Origin of the sequence: Fretibacterium fastidiosum, assembly GCF_964642095.1 — a bacterium.
GTDB classification, from domain to species: domain Bacteria; phylum Synergistota; class Synergistia; order Synergistales; family Aminobacteriaceae; genus Fretibacterium; species Fretibacterium fastidiosum.
This window is the reverse complement of sequence record NZ_OZ209244.1, coordinates 1,872,919-1,892,683: the sequence shown is the minus strand read 5'-3', so window position 1 is coordinate 1,892,683 and position 19,765 is coordinate 1,872,919. Positions and strand designations below refer to the sequence as shown.

Below are 19,765 nucleotides of genomic sequence, written 5' to 3'. Positions count from 1 at the left end.
GCCCCCCTGGGGCCGGGCACCAACCTTCGACGAGGCCTTCGCAACCCCTCAGCCCCCCAGAACCCCGCGCAGGAGCCCCTCGGCCAGCCCGTAGTACGTCACCACGGCGATCAGGTCGTTGACCGTCGTGATGAGCGGGCCCGACGCCACGGCCGGGTCCACGCCAAGCCCTTTGAAGAGGATGGGGATCGTCGTCCCGGAGATGCTGGACAGGGACATGGAGAGAGCCAGCGCCGCCCCGGCGCAGAGCGAGATCGAGAACGCGAAGTGTGCCGCCTCCCCCTTGACGAGGAGGAGGTAGAGGCCGATGAAGAGGATCGAGAGGGACCCCAGGATCAGCCCGTTGCAGAGCCCGATCTTCGCCTCCTTCGCGACGAGGTAGAGCTTCTGCCGCCCGGTACACTGGTCGTCCATCAGAACGCGGATGGTGACGGCGAGGGACTGGGTTCCGACGTTGCCCGCCATGTCCAAAATGAGTGACTGGAAGGCGACGATGATCGTCAGCCCCGCGGCGACCGCCTCAAAGAGGCCCACGACGCTCGACACCACCAGCCCCAGGCCCAGCAGCACCAGGAGCCAGGGCAGGCGTTTGACGATGCTCATCGAGAGGGGCTCCTGAAGGTCCTCCTCCGCCGTCAGACCGGCCAGCCTGGCGTAGTCCTCCCCCATCTCGTCGTCGATGAGCTCGGCCACGTCCTGCGCCGTGAGGACCCCCTTCAGCCGGTTCTCCTGGTCCAGCACGGGGATCGAGTCCTCGGAGTAGTCCTTGATGCGCTCGATGCAGTCCTCGATCAGCTCGTTCGCGTAGACGTAGGGGTAGGAGGTCATGATGATGGAGTCCAGCTCCGTCCCCTCCCGCGCGATGATCAGGGACTTCAGGTCGATGGCTCCCGCAAATATCCCGTCGTCGTCCGCCACGTAGATCGTGGAGATGTTGTCGTTGTCCGCGGCCTGCTCCACCAGCTCGCGCATCGCCTGGCGCACGCTGATCCCCATGTGGATCATGACGAAGTTCGTCGTCATCCGGCTGCCGATCTCGTCCTCGTCAAAGGAGCTCAGAAGGGATATCTCCTGCTTCGCGTCGTCCGGCATCAGGTCGATGATGGCGGCGCGTTCTCCCTTCTCGACCTCCTGGAGGTAATCGACGGCCACCGAGGGCTCGAGGTGCGCCAGCACCTCCGCCCTCTTCCTGAGGTTGAGCTCGCCGACGTACTCGTTGATCTTCTCGGAGTACTCCAGGACGTCCGCCAGGGTTTCGGGATTCAGGACGCTGTAAAGCCGGTAGCGGTCCTCCTTCTTCAAGAGGTCCAGGGCGGCGGCGACGTCGTTCTCGTGATAGGTGAGGAGCTGCTCCCGCATGATCTTCGGGGTCAGGTTCCCCCGCACCACCTGAGCGATTTTCTCCTCGTAGTTGGGGTGCTGTGCCGTGGAGGCGCTCTCCTCGGCAGGGATGGTGCGCGTATGGTCCATTGGTCCCACGCCTCCTTAAAAGACTAAAGGCAATGAGCGGACCCCCGTCGGGGCCGCTGCAACGTGGGCGCAAGGCAGAAGGGACGGAGCCCCCGGCTGCGCCGCACGGGGAGGGACGATGACGTTCCGCGTTTTCCGGGGCCGACGGTCAGGGGCGAACGGCGCCGGGCCGCGCGATTCTGTGCGATAAGGGAACGCCTTGTCCGTCGCTTTGACTGCCGCCGCCGTCCATGAACTCACCTCCAGCTCGATCCTTCGGATGCGCAGGCTGAACGGGGGCGGTCACGCCCCTTCAGACAACGCTGCGCCCTTCATTTTATGTTCTTCGTTCGGGGAAGTCAACGCATCCAGGAGGGCCCCAATCCACAGGTTGCGACAACTTGATCGAGGCTCAAGCCCGTCGTTGTACAGGTAAGCCGACTTTGACCCTGCACCCGTCCGGTGCGGCAGAAAACGCATAAAACCGGTGTCCGTCGCACGTTTAAAATTTTGCCTGCGAATTTGTTTTTCTCTGGCTATTGACGTCGACGAAATCAAAGGGAAGACAGGGAAGGAAGCGTCACCATCAGCCTTTCGGGTCGCCCCTCAGCCACGCGGACAGACGCCGTTGCAGCTTCGCCGCGCTCCCGCCGAACGCCTGAGCGAAGACCGTCCCGCCCTTTTCGGCCAGTCGCGCCAGGACCGCACGGACCTGCCTCTGCCGATCGGAAGAGAGGGCCCGCGCGGCTTTGAGGATGGCGAGAGCGCTCCGCAGCGGAGTTTGGCGCATCTCCTCCAGGGTCAGGGCCCCCGTGGACTCCAGGACGCCAAAGACGGATTCGACGAAGCGGCGCTTCTCCTCATCCGAGAGGTCCGCAAGCCAGGCCCGCACGGATCGCTCGAAGAACACGCTGAAGCCGCTCCTCCCCTCCGCCGGGAGAAAACGGTTCCCCCTGACCAGCCAGGACAGCGCGTCGTGCGCGGTCGGCCCCGCGTTGGAACTCCGGACGATCCTGTGCTCCACGGCGCTGTCCATCAGGATGCCGACGAGGGAGTTCTCCGGGATGATGCTGACGATCCGGGGAGCGATATCCCGATAGGCCGGCAGTCGCGTGACGGCGCTCGCGAGGCCGGGGCCGTCGTTGGTGAACACGTTCCGAATCCTCTTTCTGATCCCCTCATCGCAGAGGACGGAGGCGTAGACGGCGAAGTTGCCGCCCTTGGAGTGCCCTCCCACGCGGAGGGGCAGGGAGCCGTCTCGAAAGTGGTCGTTCAGGTACTCTACGGCCATTCTCTGACCGGGCGTCTCGGCCAGGTAACTGAAGGTGCAGTCCTCCCTCCACCCGACGAGGCTGTTGTCGGTGCCGCGGAAGGCTGCATAGACCGTGCCGTCGCCGGGCCACAGCGTAACGGCCGCCATCTGCGCGACCTCTTCCATAGAGATGTGGTTGCAGTACCAGGCCATCCGCATGTCCCGATACCGGACGGAGTCCGCAAGCGGGTCCAGGAGCAACGGGGCGGGGCCGATAAAGGTCCTCCTGGCCCGCACCTCCTCGCGCGTGTGCAGGCGGAAGTACCGGTCGCGAACCGCGCGGACGGGGACGGGCTCGTCCTGCGGCGTCACGACGCCCTCGAAGTCCGCATACGCCAGCTCGGAGAGGACGAGGTTGTCCACCTCGTTGAACGGGTCCACGGAGAAGGGGACGTCGCCCCGCCACTCAAGGTAGTCAAAGAGGTTCGCCACCTGTCCTCGCCTCCTCTGCATAGCGTTCCCCCTTACCGTCCCCCGAACGTGAGGGGCAGATACAAAAAGGGGCGGACCGGCCGCCCCTTCGAGTTTCCGCTTACGGCAAACGCCGTCGTCTCGTCTTTTAGGGAAGTGCTGATTAATCCTCAAAAGTTGTTGAAAGCAATCAAGGATCATCAAACAAAGGGTATCCTTCAGCGCTTCCCTATAATTTAAAATGGGGCTACGCCCCCCACTTCGGGGAGCCTTCCGGCAGCCGTTCGCTAGCGCTCACGGGCCGTCAGTCCCAATCCCCACGTGCTTCGCGCGGCCTGATGAAGTTTCAGGCACTGAAGGGAGCCCATACGGTTGACAGTTCTCAACGACTTAATCAGTGTTTCCTTAGAAGTTCTTGTCCTTGAAGGCCTCGGCAAAGGGGTTCTGGTACAGGCCGCCCTCGTCCAGCCCCGCGTCGCCTGCGTTGGAACGGCGATCCTCGCGGGACTCCTTCCGGTGCTGCTGGCGCTCGTCGCGCTTGGGCTGCTGGGGCTCCGTCGGTTCCTCCAGGGCGCTCAGGGAGAGGCGCATCCTGCGCTGTTCGGGGTTGACCTCGATCATGCGGGCCACGACCTCCTGCCCCTCATGCAGCACGTCGCCCGGCTTCTCGACGCGCCTGTTGCTGAGCTGAGAGATGTGGATAAGGGCCTCCACGCCCTCCTCCGCCTCCACGAAGGCACCGAACTCCGCGAGGCGCACGACCTTGACCTTGAGGTCCTGGCCGACGGCGTAGCGCTTGTCGATGTCCTTCCACGGGTCGTTGAGCTGCTTGTAGCCCAAGCTGATGCGGCACTTCTTCGGGTCCTCGCTCAGGGCTATATCCATCACCAGGACCTCCACCTCCTGCCCCTTGCGGAAGGTGTCCCTCGGATGCTTGATGCGGGCCCAGCTGATGTCGCCGATGTGGATCAGGCCCTCGATGCCCGGCTCCAGCTCGACGAACGCCCCGAAGTCCGTCACATTGGTGACGACGCCCTTCATGACGTCGCCCTTGTGGATCCGCTCGCCGGCGGTCAGCCAGGGGTCTCCCTGAACCTGCTTGATGCTCAGGGAGATGCGGTCCTTCTCCTTGTCGAGGCCAATGACTTTGACGGTGACCTTGTCGCCCTTCTTGTAGAGGTCGCGGATGCGGACGTTGCGCTTCCACGTGATCTCGCTGACGTGGACGAGGCCGTCCATGGCGCCCTTGAGGTTCACGAAGATGCCGAAGTCCGTGATGCTGCTGACCTCGCCCTCCAGGACGTCGCCCTCGTGGACTTCGTCGTAGAACTTCGCACGCTTCTCGGCGTTTTCCTTCGCCACGAGGTCCTTACGGGAAAAGACCAGACGATGCTTCCGCTTGTCCCGCTCCAGGGGCTTGACCTCAAAGGTCTCGTCGATGAAGCTCGACAGGTTGGAGCCTCGGCCGTTCTCGGCGATATGGGACATGGGGATGAAGCCCTCCAGGCCGCAGCACTCCACCATCAGGCCGCCCTTGACCTTGCGGAGCCCCTTCACCTGAACCGTCTCGTTCCCCTCAAGCAGGGCCTCGAGCTCAGCCCATCGACGGTCGAACTCGCTGCGCCACCGGCTCAGAAGAAGCTGTGCCTCCTCGCCGTCGCGGATCTTGACCACCTGGACCTCGATCTTGTCGCCCGTCTTCGGCTTCTCCACGTCCTCGATGAGGATGCGGTGCGTCCACTCCTTTTCGGGGAGCAACCCTTCGCACTTATAGCCGACATCGACGAGCCAGCCGTTCTCCGTCTCAGCGACGACGGTGCCGTCCTTGATGATCTCGCCCGGATGAAGGCGCGTCGCTACGTCGTACTCCTCCATCAGCTTGCCCTGATCCATCTCCTGCCCGTCGCTCTGTGCAGCCTGCTCCAGTTCCATATCCCTGTTCATTTCCTGTTCCATAACCCACTTATCCCCCTTGCCTGCCTACATTCTCGCGATTTTATTGCTTATTTCTGTGATAAGCCACTCGGGCGTGCTCGCCCCCGCGGCAATACCAATCCTGTTCCTGCCCTCAAACCACCCCCGGCTGTCATCCAGTTCCTGAGCATCCTCAACCCAAAGGACGTCCATGCCGTTCGCCTCGGCGATGTTCCGCAGCTTGCCCGTGTTGGCGCTCGCACGTCCGCCGATGAGGACCATTCCATCCACCTGTTTCAAAAGCGCCCGCACCGCTTCCTGGCGCTCCATCGTAGCGCGGCAGATCGTGTTGCAGACGTGAAGCTCCTTCGCGCGCCGGACCAGCACCCCCGCCACGGCGGCAAGACGCTCCTCCTGCTGCGTGGTCTGAGAGATGAGGGCCATGCGGGGCCGCTCCGGCAGGAGGGCCGCCTCGTCCTCGTCCTTCACCACGTCCAACGGCCCGTCCGTGTGCCCCATGATCCCGCGGATCTCCGGGTGTTGGCGGTCGCCCAGCAGGACCACGTGCCACCCCGCCTGAGACAGCTCGGAGGCGAGGTTCTGAGCGCGGCCCACGAAGGGGCAGGTCATGTCGAAGACCCGCGCGCCCTTCTTCCTCAGGGCCTCCAGCACCTCAAGAGGCTCGCCGTGCGCTCGGATAAACACGTCCGCCCCCGGCGGGACCTCGCTCTCGTCCAAGGCCACACGAAGCCCCATCCCCTTGAGCCGCTCCACCTCCTGAGGATTGTGGATCGGCAGCCCGATCGTCCACACGGGCCGTCCCTCCTTCAGGGCCTCCAGGATGGCGTCCACCGCTCGCTTCACGCCGAAGCAGAAGCCGGCGTGAAGCGCCATGACAACCTGCTTCACCACACCGGCGCCCCCGCGCAGCCTCCGGCCTCGACAGGGCGTCCCTCCAGGTGACGAAGGGCCGCTTCCAGGAGGGCTTCCTCCACCCGCTCGACGGACAGGGCGAACGTATCATACCACAAGGCGGGCCGAAAATGACGAAACCACGTCATCTGCCTTCGACAAAAGGCGCGCGTTCGGCACCCCGCTCCCTCAAAGGCCTCGTCCAAAGTCATCCGCCCCCGCCTCCAGGCCGCAAGCTCGCGGTACCCCAAGCCCCGCATGGGAGGGAAGCGCTCATCAAAGCCGTGGTCGATCAGCCAGGCGACCTCCTCCGGAAACCCCCCGTCGAACTCCGCGCGCAGCCGGAGGGCAATGCGCCGGGCCAGGTCCTCCCGCGGGCGAACCAAACCGAGGTAGAGGACGTCCAGTCCCGAATCCAGCTTCGTCCCCTCCGCATAGAGCCGCGAGGGCGGCGTCCCCGTCAGGTCCCATATCTCCAGGGCCCGCGAGACCCTCAGGACGTCGTTGGGGTGGAGGCGGCCCGCCGTGTCGGGGTCCAGCTCCATGAGGCGTGCGTGCAGCGCCGCGGGACCCTCGGCCTCCGCCATGGCCTCGTAGCGGCGGCGGACGTCCGAATCATGGGGCAGGGATGCGTTCATGGAGGCGCCGAACAGCGCGTTGTAGTAGAAGGGCGTCCCTCCGACAAAGAGGGGCACCCGTCCGCGCGCGTTGATGCGGCGAACGGCGTCCATCGCGCCTTCCACGAACGAGGACACGGAAAATCTGACGTCGGGGTCCGCGACGTCGATCATGTGGTGCGGGACCTCGCGCCGAACGGAGGCGGGCGCCTTGTCCGTGCCCACGTCCATATAGCGGTAGACCTGGCGTGAGTCCACCGAGACGATCTCCGCGTTCAACTTTTTTGCGACGTCGAAGCTCAGCGCCGTCTTGCCCACAGCCGTGGGCCCGATCAGCGCAATGACAGGCTGCCGTTCACCGTTATTCAAAAGAACAGCCACCCTTCGCCATCCGTCCGACCCCTTCAAAAAATTCAGGTAAACACTCGTTAAGTATAACACATTGCGCCCCATTCAAGGGCTCGCCCTCCAGACGATGGTGCCACCCCGTAAATGGACGGCGGCCCCTCCGCGACGGGACCGGCTTGAAAGCCGAATTCCGGTCAGCGAGGCGACACGTCTGTGCCGATCGCCGAGGTGCTGGCGCGGGAGGGCTGGGGAAGGACGGCCTTGCGGAATCGACCCTTTTGATATATTGTAAAATAGTAAGATATATAAAAATCGTAAAGTCTATTTCTAATTGAGGAGGCGCTTGAGCATGAGGATGCAGAGCAAACGAAGCCCGATCGAGGTACAGAACGCGATCGACAGAAGAAAGTTGTGGCTGGCCTATCTCGTCTTTCCCCTTATCTCGCTTCTTCCCGTCCTGATCCCGCTGGTGATGCCAGGGATGAAGGAACAGCTAACCTCGCAGCTCGTGCTGCAGCTCATCCTGGATATGTGTCTTTACGTCCTGTTCCGAGGCGTCCTGTTCCCGACGGTGATACGCTTTCTGCTCCTGAGGCGGGGGACGCGGTATGGGGTGGAGACCTATGCCTTCACGGTTCTGTCGATCGTCATTTCCATTCTGGCTTGCTGGCTCGTGTACGAGGAGCCCTATTTCCCGCTCGTCTTTGACTTCTTCAGCGCTTACAACATTCTCACGTATCGGTCTTCCGGCAAAAACGCGATTTCAACGGGCAGGCTGCTCGCCCTTACGGGCCTGACGATCGCCCTGCTGGCGGGCTGGTGCGTCGTGCTCGACGACGAGGACGAAACGCTGAACAGAAAGGTTGTGCAGGCGGTGGCCTCGATCGGGGCCCTCTGTTACACGTTCAGCTCCTACCGAAACGTTAAAGGCGCCACAAGAGGCGCTACGAGAGGCGCTGCCCCCTCCCCCTCCCCCTCTCCTTCTCCCTCCGGCCCCGCAGCAGCGCCCATTCGAGGCCAGGCCCTGCTGCCCCCCTGGGAGACGGGCGCCGCTGAGCCGCAGGTGCAGGCGCAGCCGCAGGCACAGGTGCAGCCGCAGCCGACGAACGTATTCTCAGCCAGCAGTGGGCTCGAAACGCTGCAGGACCTCACGGACGAAGAGGCCTTCAGCTGTCTGGGGATCGCACGGAGCGCCACGATGGACGAGGTGCAAAGGGCTTACGAACGAAGGAAGGAGCTCCTGAACCCTGCATCCTTCGTGATGGGCAGCGTCGAGTATCAGGATGCCGTCCGAACGCTTCAGCTCCTGGACAGGGCGTACCACAAAGCCTCGATGGCCTGCATGGCGCGGAGAGCTTGACCATGCCCCAGGGGGACGCTGCGCCGTTCGGGGGACCTCGCCGTCATCTGTCCTCTATAAATTTTGCTCTCCCGCAGAGGACGCCCTCGTCCTCGCCGCGCACGGTCTGCGTTGTGCACCGTCTGTGTTATGTCTGTGTTATGATTGAAAGGCCCCTCTGCGGGGCCTAATTTTATCTTGACGGACGGTGGGTATCAGATGGGCGAGAGGACGCAGCGGAGCAGGGCAGCAGATTTTCTGCACAGGTTGATGACGGAGGAGCTGGACACTCTGATCAGCACGACCATTGGAACGGTGCTGACCTGTTTTGCCATCATCGCCTTGATGATGCCCTACAAGTTCGCCTCAGGCGGAGTGACCGGGGTGGCGCTCATCACCAATTACCTCTGGGGGCTCTCGCCGGTCTGGGTGATCACGGTGGGCAATGCACTCCTTCTCCTGTGGGGCTGGCACTACCTGTCGATGCGCTTCGCCCTCTGGACGCTCTACGTCACCATCCTGACCAGCCTGGTCCTGCCCGTCGTCGAGATGTTTCAGTACCCTGTGATCCAGGAGCCGCTTCTGGCTGCCATCCTTGGCGGGATCATCGGCGGGATCGGCTACGGGATGCTGTTCCGCGTCGACGCCAGCTCCGGAGGGATGGACGTGGTCTCCGCCGCCGCAAGGAAGCGCTGGGGGGCCGACATCGGGACGATGTCCCTCTACATCAACCTCGTCATCCTGCTGGCCTCCTTCGTGGCGGTTTCTTTGGAAGAGGTCCTCTTTGGCGCGCTGATGCTCTACGTGGAGACGCTGACCATCGACAACGTGGTACACTCCTTCCACCGCCGCACCCAGGCCCTGATCATCAGCGGCCGGGTCCTTGAGATCAAGAACTACATCATGACGGACCTGGAGCGCACGGCCACGCTGATCCCGGCGAAGGGTGCCTACAGAGACACGCCGCTCGAGCTGCTGCTGGTGATCCTGCCGAGGCGACAGGCTGCGTCCCTGAAGCGCTATATCGCCTCCCTGGACCCGACCGCGTTCGTCATCTTCTCCGAGGTCTCCGAGGTCGTGGGGGAAGGCTTCAAGAGCTGGCTGAGGGCATGAGCCGGACCTCGGGGGGTGAGGTGGCCCAATGAACGATATCCTGGTGTTCAACATCGCCCGTCTCGCCGTCAAGTCGATGTTGAACGCGGGGGCGGCCTGGCCCAAGCCGGGACTGGTCACGCCCCTGGCCGACGCGGCGGGGACGGCGTTTCAAACGATCGTCGAGGGAGCTCTGGGGCTCCTCCCCTGTTTTATCAACTGCGCCTCCATCGGGCTTGAGACGGAGGCGATGAACCCCGAAGACGTCATGACGCTGCTGCGGCCCGCGGGGATGCAGGGAGAGCGCGAGGTGCAGGGGGTCGTCCGGGGGCGCACCTCCTTCAAGGGAAGCATCTTCTTCCTGGGGCTCTTCAGCGCGGCGGCCGGCCGGCTCTTTGCGCAGGAGCGGAACCTGACGCCCCTGGCCCTGGCTCTGACGGCCTCCTCCTGCGTTCGCGGCCTGGTGGAGCGGGAACTGCGCGGGCTGGACGAGGGTAGCGCGGAACTGACGCCGGGGGAGAGGGCCTGGACGCTCTACGGGGTGGACGGCGCGCGAGGCGAGGCGGAGAGGGGTTTCCCCGTCGTGGTACAGGCCGTGGACCTCCTGCGGCAGCTCGAGGAGGGGGACGACTCCCCCTCCGGGCGGGAGAGCGCGGCTCAGGCGCTGCTCGGCATCCTGGCCGGGAACTCGGACTCCGCCCTGGCGGAGAGGGCGGGGCTCGACGGGATGCTCCGGGTTCAGGCGGAGGCGAAGGCCGCCCTCCTGGCAGGGGGCGTCCTCACTTCAGAGGGCCGCAAGGCCGTCGACGCCCTGGACAGGCGGCTGAGGGAGGCGGATGTAAGCCCCAGAGGGGCGGAGGTTGCCCTGGCCGCCGCGCTGTTCGTCCGGGACCTCGAGGCGCTCCGCCCCACGAGGTCCGGCCGCGAGGAATAGCTGCGCCCCGGTTTCGTCCTGTCGAACACCCCCCCGGTGCTATACTGTTTTTTGACCTGAAAATTTAGGGAAGCGCTGATTAATCTTCAAAAGTTGTTGAAAGCAATCAAGGAGCATCAAATAAAGGGTATCCTTCAGCGCTTCCCTAAAATTTTAAAATGGGGCTACGCCCCCCACTTCGGGGAGCCATCCGGCAGCCGTTCGCTAGCGCTCACGGGCCGTCAGTCCCAATCCCCACGCGCTTCGCGCGGCCTGATGAAGTTTCAGGCACTGAAGGAGTCTATACGGTTGACAGTTCTCAACGACTTTCAGTGTTTCCTTAGCTGCTCAATTTTCAGAGAGGGGTTTTGAGAGATGGACATCAAGGCATTGGCGGAGAGGTACGAGCCCTACATCGTGGAGCGCAGGCGTTACTATCACTCGTGCCCGGAGCTCTCCAACGAGGAAAAGGAGACCAGCGCCCAAATTCGGCGCGACCTGGAGGCGATGGGGATCGCGGTCCGGGAGGTCTCCGGGTGCTACGGCCTCGTCGCCGACATTCGCGGAGGGAGTCAGGGCGCCACGGTGGCCCTGAGGGCCGACATGGATGCCCTGCCCATCGAGGAGGATACGGGCCTGCCCTTCGCCTCCAAAAACGAGGGACGGATGCACGCCTGCGGGCACGACAACCACGTCGCCATGCTGCTGGGCGCCGCGCAGATTCTGAACGAGGTGAAGGCGGAGCTGCACGGCACGGTGCGCCTGCTGGTCCAGCCGGCGGAAGAGGTCGCTTCGGGCGCCCTCGACATGCTGAAGGGCGGCGCGCTCGATGGCGTCAGCGCGATCTACGGCGCCCACGTCTGGGGCAACTTCGACGCGCCGCTGATCGACGTGACGCCGGGCAGCCGCATGGCCTGCTGCGACAAGTTCACCATCGAGGTGGAGGGCGTCGCGGCCCACGCCTCCGCCCCCCACCTCGGCGTGGACGCCATCACGGTCTCGGCGGCCATCATCAACAACCTGCAGCAGTGCGTCTCGCGCATGAACGACCCCCTGAACCCCCTGGTGCTGACGATCGGCTTCATCGAGGGCGGCCCCCGCTGGAACGTCATCTCCAATCGCGTGCGCATGGAGGGGACGGTCCGCACCTTCGACGAGGACCTCAGCAAGTCGGAGATCATGCGCCGGATCATCGCGGACACCGCCGCGGCCTTTGGCGCGAAGGGGACCCTGGAGTACAAGCGCCTCACCCCGCCCCTCATCAACGGCAGTGACAAGCTCAACGCGATCGCCCGCGAGGCCGTGGTGAAGCTCTACGGAGAGCAGGCGGTCGGGCACATGCCCACCATGATGGGCAGCGAGGACTTCCCCTGGCTCTCCGACGGCGGCAGAATCCCCTACATCTTCGCCTTCATCGGCAGCAGGAATCGGGAGAAGGGCATCACCTACACGAACCACCACGAGAAGTACACCGTGGACGAGGGCATCCTGACGCGCGGAGCGGCCGTCATGGCCCAGTTCGCGGCGGACTTCCTGGCGAGCGCGTAAGCGGAGAGAGACGAAGGAGAATCGGGCATGAGCGATAAGGACAGGGATTTGAGCGTCGCCGGGGAGCTGCTGGAGGTCCTGCGCCGCAGCGGGAGGGATTTCATGACCCTGAGCGCGATGCGGAAGGCAATGAGCTCCCAGCTCCGCAAGCGTCTGGGGTTGACGGGAAGGAACTTGACAAACCCAAATGTGATAAAGATCCTTACACCCCATTTGGAAGACAAACTGGCAATCTGCAGCAAGGGCAATGCTGTTTATTTGTTGCGCGGGACCAATCTGGCCGAAGTCGTTTTGTGCTTTATACGGGGAAAAGCGGGAAAAAGTGGTCCGCAGCTGCTTAACGGAATGCCGTTTATCAAAAAGGATGAGCTCATAAGGATTTTAAACAACCTGTTGGAGAGCGGACAGGTCACGTTGAAGCTCGCTGCCGAGTTTGCGCCTCGTTTCTTCGCCTCTGGGGCGATGGGACCTGTGAAGAAAGATGCAGCCGGGACAGCATGTGAAACTCTGGCGGACACGTTCGACAAACGCAGGGAACAGCTTCATGCGGCCTTTCGGGAGCTCGATCGAGGGAGTACTTTCGTCCGCATCTGCGACCTGCGCGGTCGTCTGGGCTGGCCGCGCGAGGTCTTCGATGACATGCTCCGGCGGCTGCGCGACGATGAGGCCGTGCAGCTTCACGCCGGGGACGTGACGCTGATGACGCCAGACCAGGTTCAGGACGGCTTTGTGGACGAGAACGGCTTCAGGATGGGGACGATGACATGGATAGCCTGAACGACAGCGTGATTCGCAGCCAGCTGGTGGCGAAGAATCCCTTTGCCTCGTCCGCGGCCCCCAATCCCTGGGACAACGCCAACCCCGACCTCGACTCCCTCAACCGTACCGTCGTCGACCATATTGACCTGCTCCTGAAGATGACGAGAGAGAACCCTGCAGAGACCTTTGCCGGCCTGATCCTCGGAGAGGCCGGAGCGGGCAAGACCCACATGCTCAAGCGCGTCCTCCGCAGGATTCGCGAAAGCGGGGAAATCGCGATCTTCGTAACGGTCAGGGCTTTCATGGACCCGGAGAGCGTCTTGCAGGACCTGCTGCGGGAGGTCTTCATCAGCATGGGGCGGGAGCACGGGGACGGGAAGCTGCAAATCGATCTGCTGCTCGAGGCGCTGGACAAAGCTTATCGCAGGGATTTTAGAGAGGATGCCCTTGGCGGAATGGCTCGACTTGAGCCTCTTCAGATGAAATTGGATAGGGTCAATAACGATTTCCTTCGTTGCCTGCTGCTCTACGCCAGCACGGAGGACGCCTCCTTGAAGAATGATATTCTCCGCTGGATGAGGGGGGAGTCCGACGAGAGCTTCTCCGAGAAATTGGATGTGATCGCCTGCAATTGGGACGAGATGACGCCGGCAGCGCAGGAGAAGAAGGCACGGGACAGGCTCCTCTCCCTGGGGCACGTCCTGCGCTACGTCCGCGTCCCCATGTTGGTCTGCTTCGATCAGCTCGACGGCATGACTTCAGAGGACCTGCTCAACGCCTGGGGGACGGCGGCAAGCCTCCTGATCAACGATGTTTACGGAGTTCTGCCCCTGGCCTTTCTTCGCGCAGATACGTGGGAACAGCGTTTTTCCCCCAGGTTGGACGACGCTGTAAGGCAGAAGTTCTTAAATCACCGCCTCCCCATGGCAAACTGCAACCTGGAGCAGGCGAAGCAATTGATCAAAGAGCGTATCAAGGCCTTTTTCGACGATGACGATGAGGTGGAGCAGAAGTACCAATGGCTGATGGCGCGCCTCAATACGACGCTGAAGCCGGGATACTCTCCTCGAATGGTCATAACCCTGGCCAATCAGGCAATCCAGGAGGCGGGAGCTGGGGCGGACGCAGCCCATGAGGTCGAACACGCCCTGGCTGAGGCCTACCGCGAGGAGTGCGACAAGGTGGCCTCGGACCCCAATTCCTGGCCCCCCAACGCGAATCACCTTCTGAGTGCGCTTGAGATGTGGCTGGGTGCACATCCGGAGTTTAAAGTGTCCCGCTCTGCCGATAAGTATCTCCGGCTGTCCGGGAAACGCTCCGCCGAGGGCCCGGAGGCGCCATGCGCCTTCATCATCATGGCGACCCGACATCATCGTTCCGCGGCAGCCGCAATCGACAGGGGGATCAAGTTTCTGGAAGAAAATCCCAACGGGTTCTGCTGTTACGTCACGGACGAGCGGGCGCTCAAGGGCCCCGAAAACTGGAAGCAGGTTCATGAGCTCCTCGGACAGTTCAGGGCTCTGAAGGGGAGGACGGTCGTCCTCCAACCGGATGGACGCGCGGCCTGGTACGGCCTCGTGGCGTTCCAAAACAAGGTCTGTAACGGAGACGTTACCCTCTACCCGCCATCGGGTGGACCTCGCCTGGCGACGCCGGAGGACCTTTCGGGCTACATGAAGGAGGGCTTCCGCTGGAACCTTCTCGGCCTTGACGGGGAGAGCGGAAAACCCGGTGATGGCGACCGGAGCAAGGACACAGGGAGCGGGAAAGACCCCACACCTTCCACCAGTGGACCGAAGGATACAAGCGGCAGCGCATCGGAGGAGAAGCGCCTGCCTCTGCCCGTGGCGGTGAACTCCGAGCTCTGCCAGCAGCGTCCGCAGAACGGGGACTGCTCCAACGATTTGGGCGTGGCCCCCGCTCCTCAAACTGTTCCGGAGAAGTCAGGAAGCGAATCGGGCGACAAAGCTCGTGATGACTTTGGCGAAGTGCATCAAGAAATATTTTGTCATAACGATTTGGGCGCAGCCCCCACTCCTCAAACTGTTCCGGAGAAGTCAGGAAGCGAATCGGGCGACAAAGCTCGTGATGACTTTGGCGAAGTGCCTCAAGAAATATTTTGTCGTAACGATTTGGGCGCGGCCCCCACTCCTCAAACTGTTCCGGAGAAGTCAGGAAGCGAATCGGGCGACAAAGCTCGTGATGACTTTGGCGAAGTGCCTCAAGAAATATTTTGTCATGCAGAGGGTCTTGATCGTATGGTGCAGTTGCTCAAGGCCTTGAAGGACCTTGGACTGTCGGTCGCCGACGCTGGGGTCGTCTGTGGCCCCCGTTTTATACGCCTGAAGGTCCTGCCCGACGCCGCCAGGGGGACGACCGTGAAGAAGATAGACAACCGGGCGGACGACCTTCAAGTTCAGATGGCCCTTCCCGTGCCCCCCGTGATTCAGGCCTATGGCGGCTACGTTGGCGTTGACGTTCCACGGTCCAGCCCTCAGGCGCTTTCCCTTAAAACTTTACTCCGGCAAGGCGAGGAGAGCCGCCCCCGTTCGGAGGCCGTCTTCCCCCTGGGGATGAGGGTGGATGGAAGCGTTTTTTGGGCCGACCTGGCAGAACCCTCCATGACCAGCATCTTGATCGGCGGAACCTCCGGGAGCGGAAAGAGCGTGTTGCTCCGCTCCGTGGTCGTGGGGCTCCTGCTCTGCGCGCCGAAGGACAGCGTGAACTTCACCCTGATCGACCCCAAGCGGCTCACCTTCGTCGATCTGGCGGGGCTGCGGGCCCTGGAGGAGGGGCGGATCCTCTGCGACGTCGAGGAAACCATGGAGGCCCTGAAGGAAGCCGTTGAGGAGATGGAGCGGCGCTATGAGCTCATGGAGGGGGCGAAGGTCTCTCATCTGACGGACTACAACGCCGTCGCCGAAGAGCGGCTGCGGCGACGGGTTCTCATCATCGACGAGTACGCCGACCTCATGATGCACAAGGAGACGGCCAAGGACCTCGAACACTTCATCCAGCGACTCTGCCAGAAGGGAAGGGCCGCCGGATTCCACCTGCTGCTGGCGACACAGCGCCCGGACGCGAAGGTCGTCACCGGCGTCATCAAGGCCAACCTTCAGCTGCGCGTGGCGCTGAAGGTGGCGAGCAAGAGCAACAGCCAGATCATCCTGGGCGAGGGGTTTACCCAGGCGCAGCACCTGTTGGGACACGGCGACATGCTGGTTGGGAACGGTTCGGCCGTCGAGCGCCTTCAGGGCCCGATTGCGGACATCTCGCTCCTGGGCCCGGAATTCCTGAGGGGCTGAAAAAAAAGTTTGACGTAGCGATAAAAGATGGTATAATGTTCGAGTGTCGCCGGGCTGGTGGAATTGGTAGACACACGGGACTTAAAATCCTGTGGACGTTTGTCCGTGCGGGTTCGAGTCCCGCGCTCGGCACCAGCGGACACGACATCGCGGGGTGGAGCAGTCAGGTAGCTCGTCGGGCTCATAACCCGAAGGTCGCAGGTTCGAATCCTGCCCCCGCAACCAATTTTCAAGGCGGCGTAGCTCAGATGGCTAGAGCATGCGGTTCATACCCGCAGTGTCACTGGTTCGATTCCAGTCGCCGCCACCAGAAGCGAAAAACCCTGAGTTTCAAAAGGGATTCAGAGAATAGAAAGGCCCCCTCACGGAGGGGGCCTTCGCTTACTTGCCCCCACCTGGACCATCGTCAAGAAAAAGGACAAGATAAGCGAAGGAATCATGATATGAGCGTAGTCTGTTTTTTTAAACACGTCCTCCTTTTCGTCGGACGACGTGACTGGCGCTCTAGGCGTTCATACCAATTCGCGTCTAAAGGGCAAGAAAGGCCCCCCTGCAAGGGGGGCTGCCCCGAAGGGGCTGGGGGGTGTTTTTCATAAGACGCGCCTGTCTGACATTCCCCGCCAACGCCTCCACAAGGCAATCCATTGCCTTGCTTCGGCACAGCCAACCAACGCAGCGCTGCAATCGCTGACGCGATTGCATAAGCTGCGTCGTCTGGCCGAGCTGCGGAAGTCCCCCGGACTTCCTTCGCCCTCAGCCGACCGACCGGCCGCCGCGCTGAATCTGGTGGGCATACGGAGGCGGGAGTGATACAATAATTGCGGGAGGGATGATCATGCAGGAGACAAGAAAACGTCTTATAACCCTTGCCGCTCGATGCATGTTTGACCTTGAAGGAACAGCCGCACACCGCTATATGGACAGGCTGGCATATGCTGCCCGCCGCAGAGGCGTGCGTGACGTGTCCCCGGCAGGGGCGTTTGCCGCAGCTGGAAGGGCTCTTTGCGCCGGAATTGCGGGCGTAGAAAAGAAATACCCTGAGCGCTTGAGCGGCACAGGCCCGACCACCCCACGATGAAACGGCCCGCGAAGCCTCATACCAATTCGCGTTTAAAGAAGGGAAAGAAAGGCCCCCCTGCAAGGTGTGGGGGGCTGCCCCGAAGGGGCTGGGACTGACAGCCCGTGAGCGGTAGCGAACGGCAGCCGGAAGGCTCCCCGAAGGGGAGGGGTGTTTTTCATAAGACGCGCCTGTCTGACATTCCCCGTCAACGCCTCCACAAGGCAATCCATTGCCTTGCTTCGGCACAGCCGACCAACCGGCCGCCGCAATCCTCCCGAAAGATCGGCTTGCGTGAGGCCGCTCGTCTGGCCAAACCCCTCCGCCGCCCTTGGCGGCACCTCCCCTTTCAGGGGAGGCAATCCATATTAGACGCGATTTGGTATCAGGACCAGTCGGCCGGAACCGAACAGGGCGGCAAACGCCGCCCCAATAAGAAGAATTAACGCTGCAATTCGACGTATTATAAGAGAATGGAATTCACGTTCAGGAACACAATGTCTCCGCCATCGTAGAGTGCGTTGATATCCATAAGGTACTTGCCCTTGTCAGGGGCCTTGTACAGGTCACGATACAAGCCGATGTTACCCTCAACAATCTTCTGACGAAGCTCGTCGGACAAGCCGTCGAGTTTGTAACCCACCCACCACTCTTTGTTGTCGCCGTGGAACGAAAAACGACTGTCGTTGTAATCTACATCTTCCTCAAGATACGGCTTCACCACCCCCAGGATATGCTCAGGGGTGTCCAAGACCGAAGCAAGGTTGTAATTCTTGTCCTGAGCGATTTCACGACCGTGCTTCAAGAGGAAACCCTTCAAGGCCTTTGCCGTTGTCCTTGCAGGCTTCAGGAACTTTTTGATTTCATCGTCCTGCGCCTCTTTAACCTTCAAACTCTTGATTCCGAGTTTCTTAAGCGTCTGTTCGTTTTCCTCGCCGTAATATTGCCTCAACCATGGATTTTCCCGTTTTTCAGCGGCCTGCATCGCTTCAAAAATCACCTTGGCATCGGCAACGCGCTTCTTCAACCCCTCATTGGCAGCCTTGGGGTCGTCCGGTAACGGCGTAGGATGCCCATCAGGAGCGTACTTTTCAAGCCATTCCAAAGCCGCCTTGCTCCTTCCAAGGACGGCCATCCCTCCAATCGATCTTCCAGCCTCCTGAAATTGCTTCATGAGCGCCTCATTCTCTGCGGCGAGCTCCTCCGGCGTCATCGAGGCGACGGCCGGCGTACTGATGAACAAGCCGCTGCCCATCAGGAAATACGCCCCGGCAGCCAGAATGCCCAACACCAGAACAACAATAACCACGTTTCCCGTTTGCAGCTTCTTCATGAAACCCGTTCCTTTCCATCTTGCCACACAGGCTATCTGTGCAACGTTTTTTTGTCCTTTTGTTCCAGAGGCTCGATACGCGCTGTGCTGCCGTCCCTGGCACAAACGATCTTCAGGTTCTGACCACGCTCCGGGAGAACATCCAGTCCTGTCCAGTTTATGGACGTATAGGCCACTGCCGATCCTCTGCACGCAGTAGCCGCGTTCCTCGTTCACGTGGATGATCTCACCTTTGTACGTCTGGCCATCCTTGTGCGGCTCGACAAAAATCTTCGGCGCCCCGATGAGATCGAGTTCCTGGATTTCCTTCTCCAGCTTTACCGCATCCGGAGAAAGCGCCTCGCGCTAGAGCTCCTGGAAGTGTTCGAGCCCGGCTCTCAGATTCGCCTGCCGGGCGGCATAGTATTCCGTCCTGGCGTCCCCCTGTGCCGGAAAGTATCGTTTTCCAACGCCCAGATGCGACACACTGGCGCTCCAGCTTGAGGGCATGGAGGGCATTTCCATCCCGAGACGCCTCGAACGATACGGACAAAAGTTCCTTCAGTGCCACGTTGTAACCGCTTCGATCCTCCGTTGAAGCAATACTTCTGAAGGCAGAAGTTAATTTAGCTAAGGTAGCTCCTTCTCAATCTCTACTGTTCAAGCCATTCTTTTCCATAGGCTGCTACCGCATCATCCAAATTACAACCGAGCTTCAACATACGTTCTACGCCCATATCTTGTTTTGCAACGTTTGCGAGCGGTAAAGGGAGTGGAATTTGCATGGCAAGTTTCGTTGCAAGATTCTTCTTTCCAGCTTTCATTGCATCGATAATTTGTTGACAAATCTCTTTTTTTCGTTCCATCGGCATAGTGGATTGAAACATGGTTTTCATATAACCGCACCTCCTTATATGCCTATTTTAGCATTGAGAGGACTGCTTTATCCGTCCTGGCGTCCCCTTGTGCCGGAAAGTATCGTTTTCCAACGCCCAGATGCGACACACTGGCGCTCCAGCTTGAGGGCGTGGAGGGCATTTCCATCCCGAGACGCCTCGAACAGCACGGACGAAAGCTCCTTCAGCGCCGCGTTGCAGCCGCTTCGATCCTCCGTTGAAGCGATGGCACTGAATTGTCCGGCCTTTTGAAGGAAAAAATTTTCTCTTTCAACGAAAAATATCAGGACTCAAGCCATTCTTTTCCATAGGCTGCTACCACGTCATCGAGGTTGAACCCAAAATTTTTCAGGCGCTCTACTCCCCAATCCGCTTTGAGAACACGGGCCGTAGGGATATCCAATGGAATTTGCATGATGATTCTATAAGCAAGTTCCTTATCTCCTGTTTTGAAAGCTGCAAGAGCTTGATCTGTTATTTCCTTCCGACGTTCTTTTGACATTGTAGATTGAAACATGAGTTGTAACTGTACCTCCTTGGTCACGTTCCTCGTTTACATGAACGATCTCGCCTTTGTACGT

General features: G+C 61.2%; 14 protein-coding genes and 3 tRNA genes. 9 read left to right on the top strand and 8 right to left on the bottom strand.

Features of this window, described 5'->3' with window-relative positions:
- Positions 1-48: 48 nt before the first annotated feature.
- The 5 genes from mgtE to miaA all read right to left on the bottom strand — a co-directional run bounded on the left by mgtE (position 49) and on the right by miaA (position 6,984).
- Positions 49-1,470: a magnesium transporter gene (gene mgtE / locus ACK28C_RS08460; RefSeq protein WP_015556240.1), complete on the bottom strand. Its 1,422-nt coding sequence runs from the start codon at positions 1,468-1,470 to the stop codon at positions 49-51.
- 565 nt (positions 1,471-2,035) lie between these two features.
- The gene (locus ACK28C_RS08455; protein ID WP_409152052.1) at positions 2,036-3,214 is read right to left on the bottom strand and encodes an Mbeg1-like protein; all 1,179 of its coding nucleotides are present in this window, start codon (positions 3,212-3,214) and stop codon (positions 2,036-2,038) included.
- 363 nt (positions 3,215-3,577) lie between these two features.
- On the bottom strand, positions 3,578-5,128 hold the full coding sequence (locus ACK28C_RS08450; protein WP_015556241.1) for a S1 RNA-binding domain-containing protein: 1,551 nt from the start codon (positions 5,126-5,128) through the stop codon (positions 3,578-3,580).
- A 24-nt stretch (positions 5,129-5,152) separates the two neighbouring features.
- Positions 5,153-5,998: a 4-hydroxy-3-methylbut-2-enyl diphosphate reductase gene (gene ispH / locus ACK28C_RS08445; protein ID WP_409152051.1), complete on the bottom strand. Its 846-nt coding sequence runs from the start codon at positions 5,996-5,998 to the stop codon at positions 5,153-5,155.
- On the bottom strand, positions 5,992-6,984 hold the full coding sequence (gene miaA, locus ACK28C_RS08440; protein ID WP_243440573.1) for a tRNA (adenosine(37)-N6)-dimethylallyltransferase MiaA: 993 nt from the start codon (positions 6,982-6,984) through the stop codon (positions 5,992-5,994). Before miaA ends, ispH begins: the two co-directional genes overlap by 7 nt.
- 328 nt (positions 6,985-7,312) lie before the next feature.
- Between miaA and ACK28C_RS08435 the strand changes: the two genes are divergently transcribed.
- The 9 genes from ACK28C_RS08435 to ACK28C_RS08395 all read left to right on the top strand — a co-directional run bounded on the left by ACK28C_RS08435 (position 7,313) and on the right by ACK28C_RS08395 (position 16,229).
- On the top strand, positions 7,313-8,323 hold the full coding sequence (locus ACK28C_RS08435) for a hypothetical protein (RefSeq protein ID WP_015556242.1): 1,011 nt from the start codon (positions 7,313-7,315) through the stop codon (positions 8,321-8,323).
- A gap of 249 nt (positions 8,324-8,572) precedes the next feature.
- On the top strand, positions 8,573-9,415 hold the full coding sequence (locus tag ACK28C_RS08430) for a YitT family protein (RefSeq protein ID WP_409152050.1): 843 nt from the start codon (positions 8,573-8,575) through the stop codon (positions 9,413-9,415).
- A gap of 28 nt (positions 9,416-9,443) precedes the next feature.
- Positions 9,444-10,328 carry a triphosphoribosyl-dephospho-CoA synthase gene (locus tag ACK28C_RS08425; RefSeq protein ID WP_015556244.1) on the top strand — a complete coding sequence of 295 codons (885 nt, stop codon included), beginning with the start codon at positions 9,444-9,446 and terminating at the stop codon, positions 10,326-10,328.
- A 354-nt stretch (positions 10,329-10,682) separates the two neighbouring features.
- Positions 10,683-11,855: an amidohydrolase gene (locus ACK28C_RS08420; RefSeq protein ID WP_015556245.1), complete on the top strand. Its 1,173-nt coding sequence runs from the start codon at positions 10,683-10,685 to the stop codon at positions 11,853-11,855.
- A gap of 27 nt (positions 11,856-11,882) precedes the next feature.
- On the top strand, positions 11,883-12,632 hold the full coding sequence (locus tag ACK28C_RS08415) for a hypothetical protein (protein WP_015556246.1): 750 nt from the start codon (positions 11,883-11,885) through the stop codon (positions 12,630-12,632).
- Positions 12,620-15,919, top strand: a complete 3,300-nt coding sequence (locus tag ACK28C_RS08410) for an FtsK/SpoIIIE domain-containing protein (protein WP_015556247.1) — start codon at positions 12,620-12,622, stop codon at positions 15,917-15,919. The genes ACK28C_RS08415 and ACK28C_RS08410 overlap by 13 nt, the downstream gene beginning before the upstream one ends.
- A 48-nt stretch (positions 15,920-15,967) precedes the next feature.
- Positions 15,968-16,054 (top strand) — tRNA-Leu (locus tag ACK28C_RS08405).
- A 13-nt stretch (positions 16,055-16,067) separates the two neighbouring features.
- A tRNA-Met gene (locus ACK28C_RS08400) sits at positions 16,068-16,144 on the top strand.
- A gap of 8 nt (positions 16,145-16,152) precedes the next feature.
- Positions 16,153-16,229, top strand: a tRNA-Met gene (locus ACK28C_RS08395).
- A gap of 1,210 nt (positions 16,230-17,439) precedes the next feature.
- On the opposite strand, the gene ACK28C_RS08390 is transcribed toward ACK28C_RS08395, so the two are convergent.
- The 3 genes from ACK28C_RS08390 to ACK28C_RS08380 all read right to left on the bottom strand — a co-directional run bounded on the left by ACK28C_RS08390 (position 17,440) and on the right by ACK28C_RS08380 (position 19,686).
- Positions 17,440-18,309 carry a hypothetical protein gene (locus ACK28C_RS08390; RefSeq protein WP_015556248.1) on the bottom strand — a complete coding sequence of 290 codons (870 nt, stop codon included), beginning with the start codon at positions 18,307-18,309 and terminating at the stop codon, positions 17,440-17,442.
- Between the two features lie 632 nt (positions 18,310-18,941).
- Positions 18,942-19,184, bottom strand: coding sequence for a hypothetical protein (locus tag ACK28C_RS08385; protein WP_409152049.1), 243 nt, complete (start codon positions 19,182-19,184; stop codon positions 18,942-18,944).
- A gap of 283 nt (positions 19,185-19,467) precedes the next feature.
- Complete coding sequence (locus ACK28C_RS08380; protein WP_409152048.1) at positions 19,468-19,686, bottom strand: hypothetical protein; 219 nt, start codon at positions 19,684-19,686, stop codon at positions 19,468-19,470.
- Positions 19,687-19,765: the final 79 nt, after the last annotated feature.

What these genes read in the sequence shown, in the direction of transcription:
- ACK28C_RS08420 (WP_015556245.1), top strand. Translation starts at nt 10,683, where the DNA reads ATGGACATCAAGGCATTGGCGGAGAGGTACGAGCCCTACATCGTGGAG.
- ACK28C_RS08450 (WP_015556241.1), bottom strand. Translation starts at nt 5,128, where the DNA reads ATGGAACAGGAAATGAACAGGGATATGGAACTGGAGCAGGCTGCACAG.
- ACK28C_RS08415 (WP_015556246.1), top strand. Translation starts at nt 11,883, where the DNA reads ATGAGCGATAAGGACAGGGATTTGAGCGTCGCCGGGGAGCTGCTGGAG.
- ACK28C_RS08455 (WP_409152052.1), bottom strand. Translation starts at nt 3,214, where the DNA reads ATGCAGAGGAGGCGAGGACAGGTGGCGAACCTCTTTGACTACCTTGAG.
- ACK28C_RS08425 (WP_015556244.1), top strand. Translation starts at nt 9,444, where the DNA reads ATGAACGATATCCTGGTGTTCAACATCGCCCGTCTCGCCGTCAAGTCG.
- ACK28C_RS08430 (WP_409152050.1), top strand. Translation starts at nt 8,573, where the DNA reads ATGACGGAGGAGCTGGACACTCTGATCAGCACGACCATTGGAACGGTG.
- ACK28C_RS08385 (WP_409152049.1), bottom strand. Translation starts at nt 19,184, where the DNA reads ATGAAAACCATGTTTCAATCCACTATGCCGATGGAACGAAAAAAAGAG.
- ACK28C_RS08435 (WP_015556242.1), top strand. Translation starts at nt 7,313, where the DNA reads ATGAGGATGCAGAGCAAACGAAGCCCGATCGAGGTACAGAACGCGATC.
- ACK28C_RS08410 (WP_015556247.1), top strand. Translation starts at nt 12,620, where the DNA reads ATGGATAGCCTGAACGACAGCGTGATTCGCAGCCAGCTGGTGGCGAAG.
- ACK28C_RS08380 (WP_409152048.1), bottom strand. Translation starts at nt 19,686, where the DNA reads ATGTCAAAAGAACGTCGGAAGGAAATAACAGATCAAGCTCTTGCAGCT.
- mgtE (WP_015556240.1), bottom strand. Translation starts at nt 1,470, where the DNA reads ATGGACCATACGCGCACCATCCCTGCCGAGGAGAGCGCCTCCACGGCA.
- ACK28C_RS08390 (WP_015556248.1), bottom strand. Translation starts at nt 18,309, where the DNA reads ATGAAGAAGCTGCAAACGGGAAACGTGGTTATTGTTGTTCTGGTGTTG.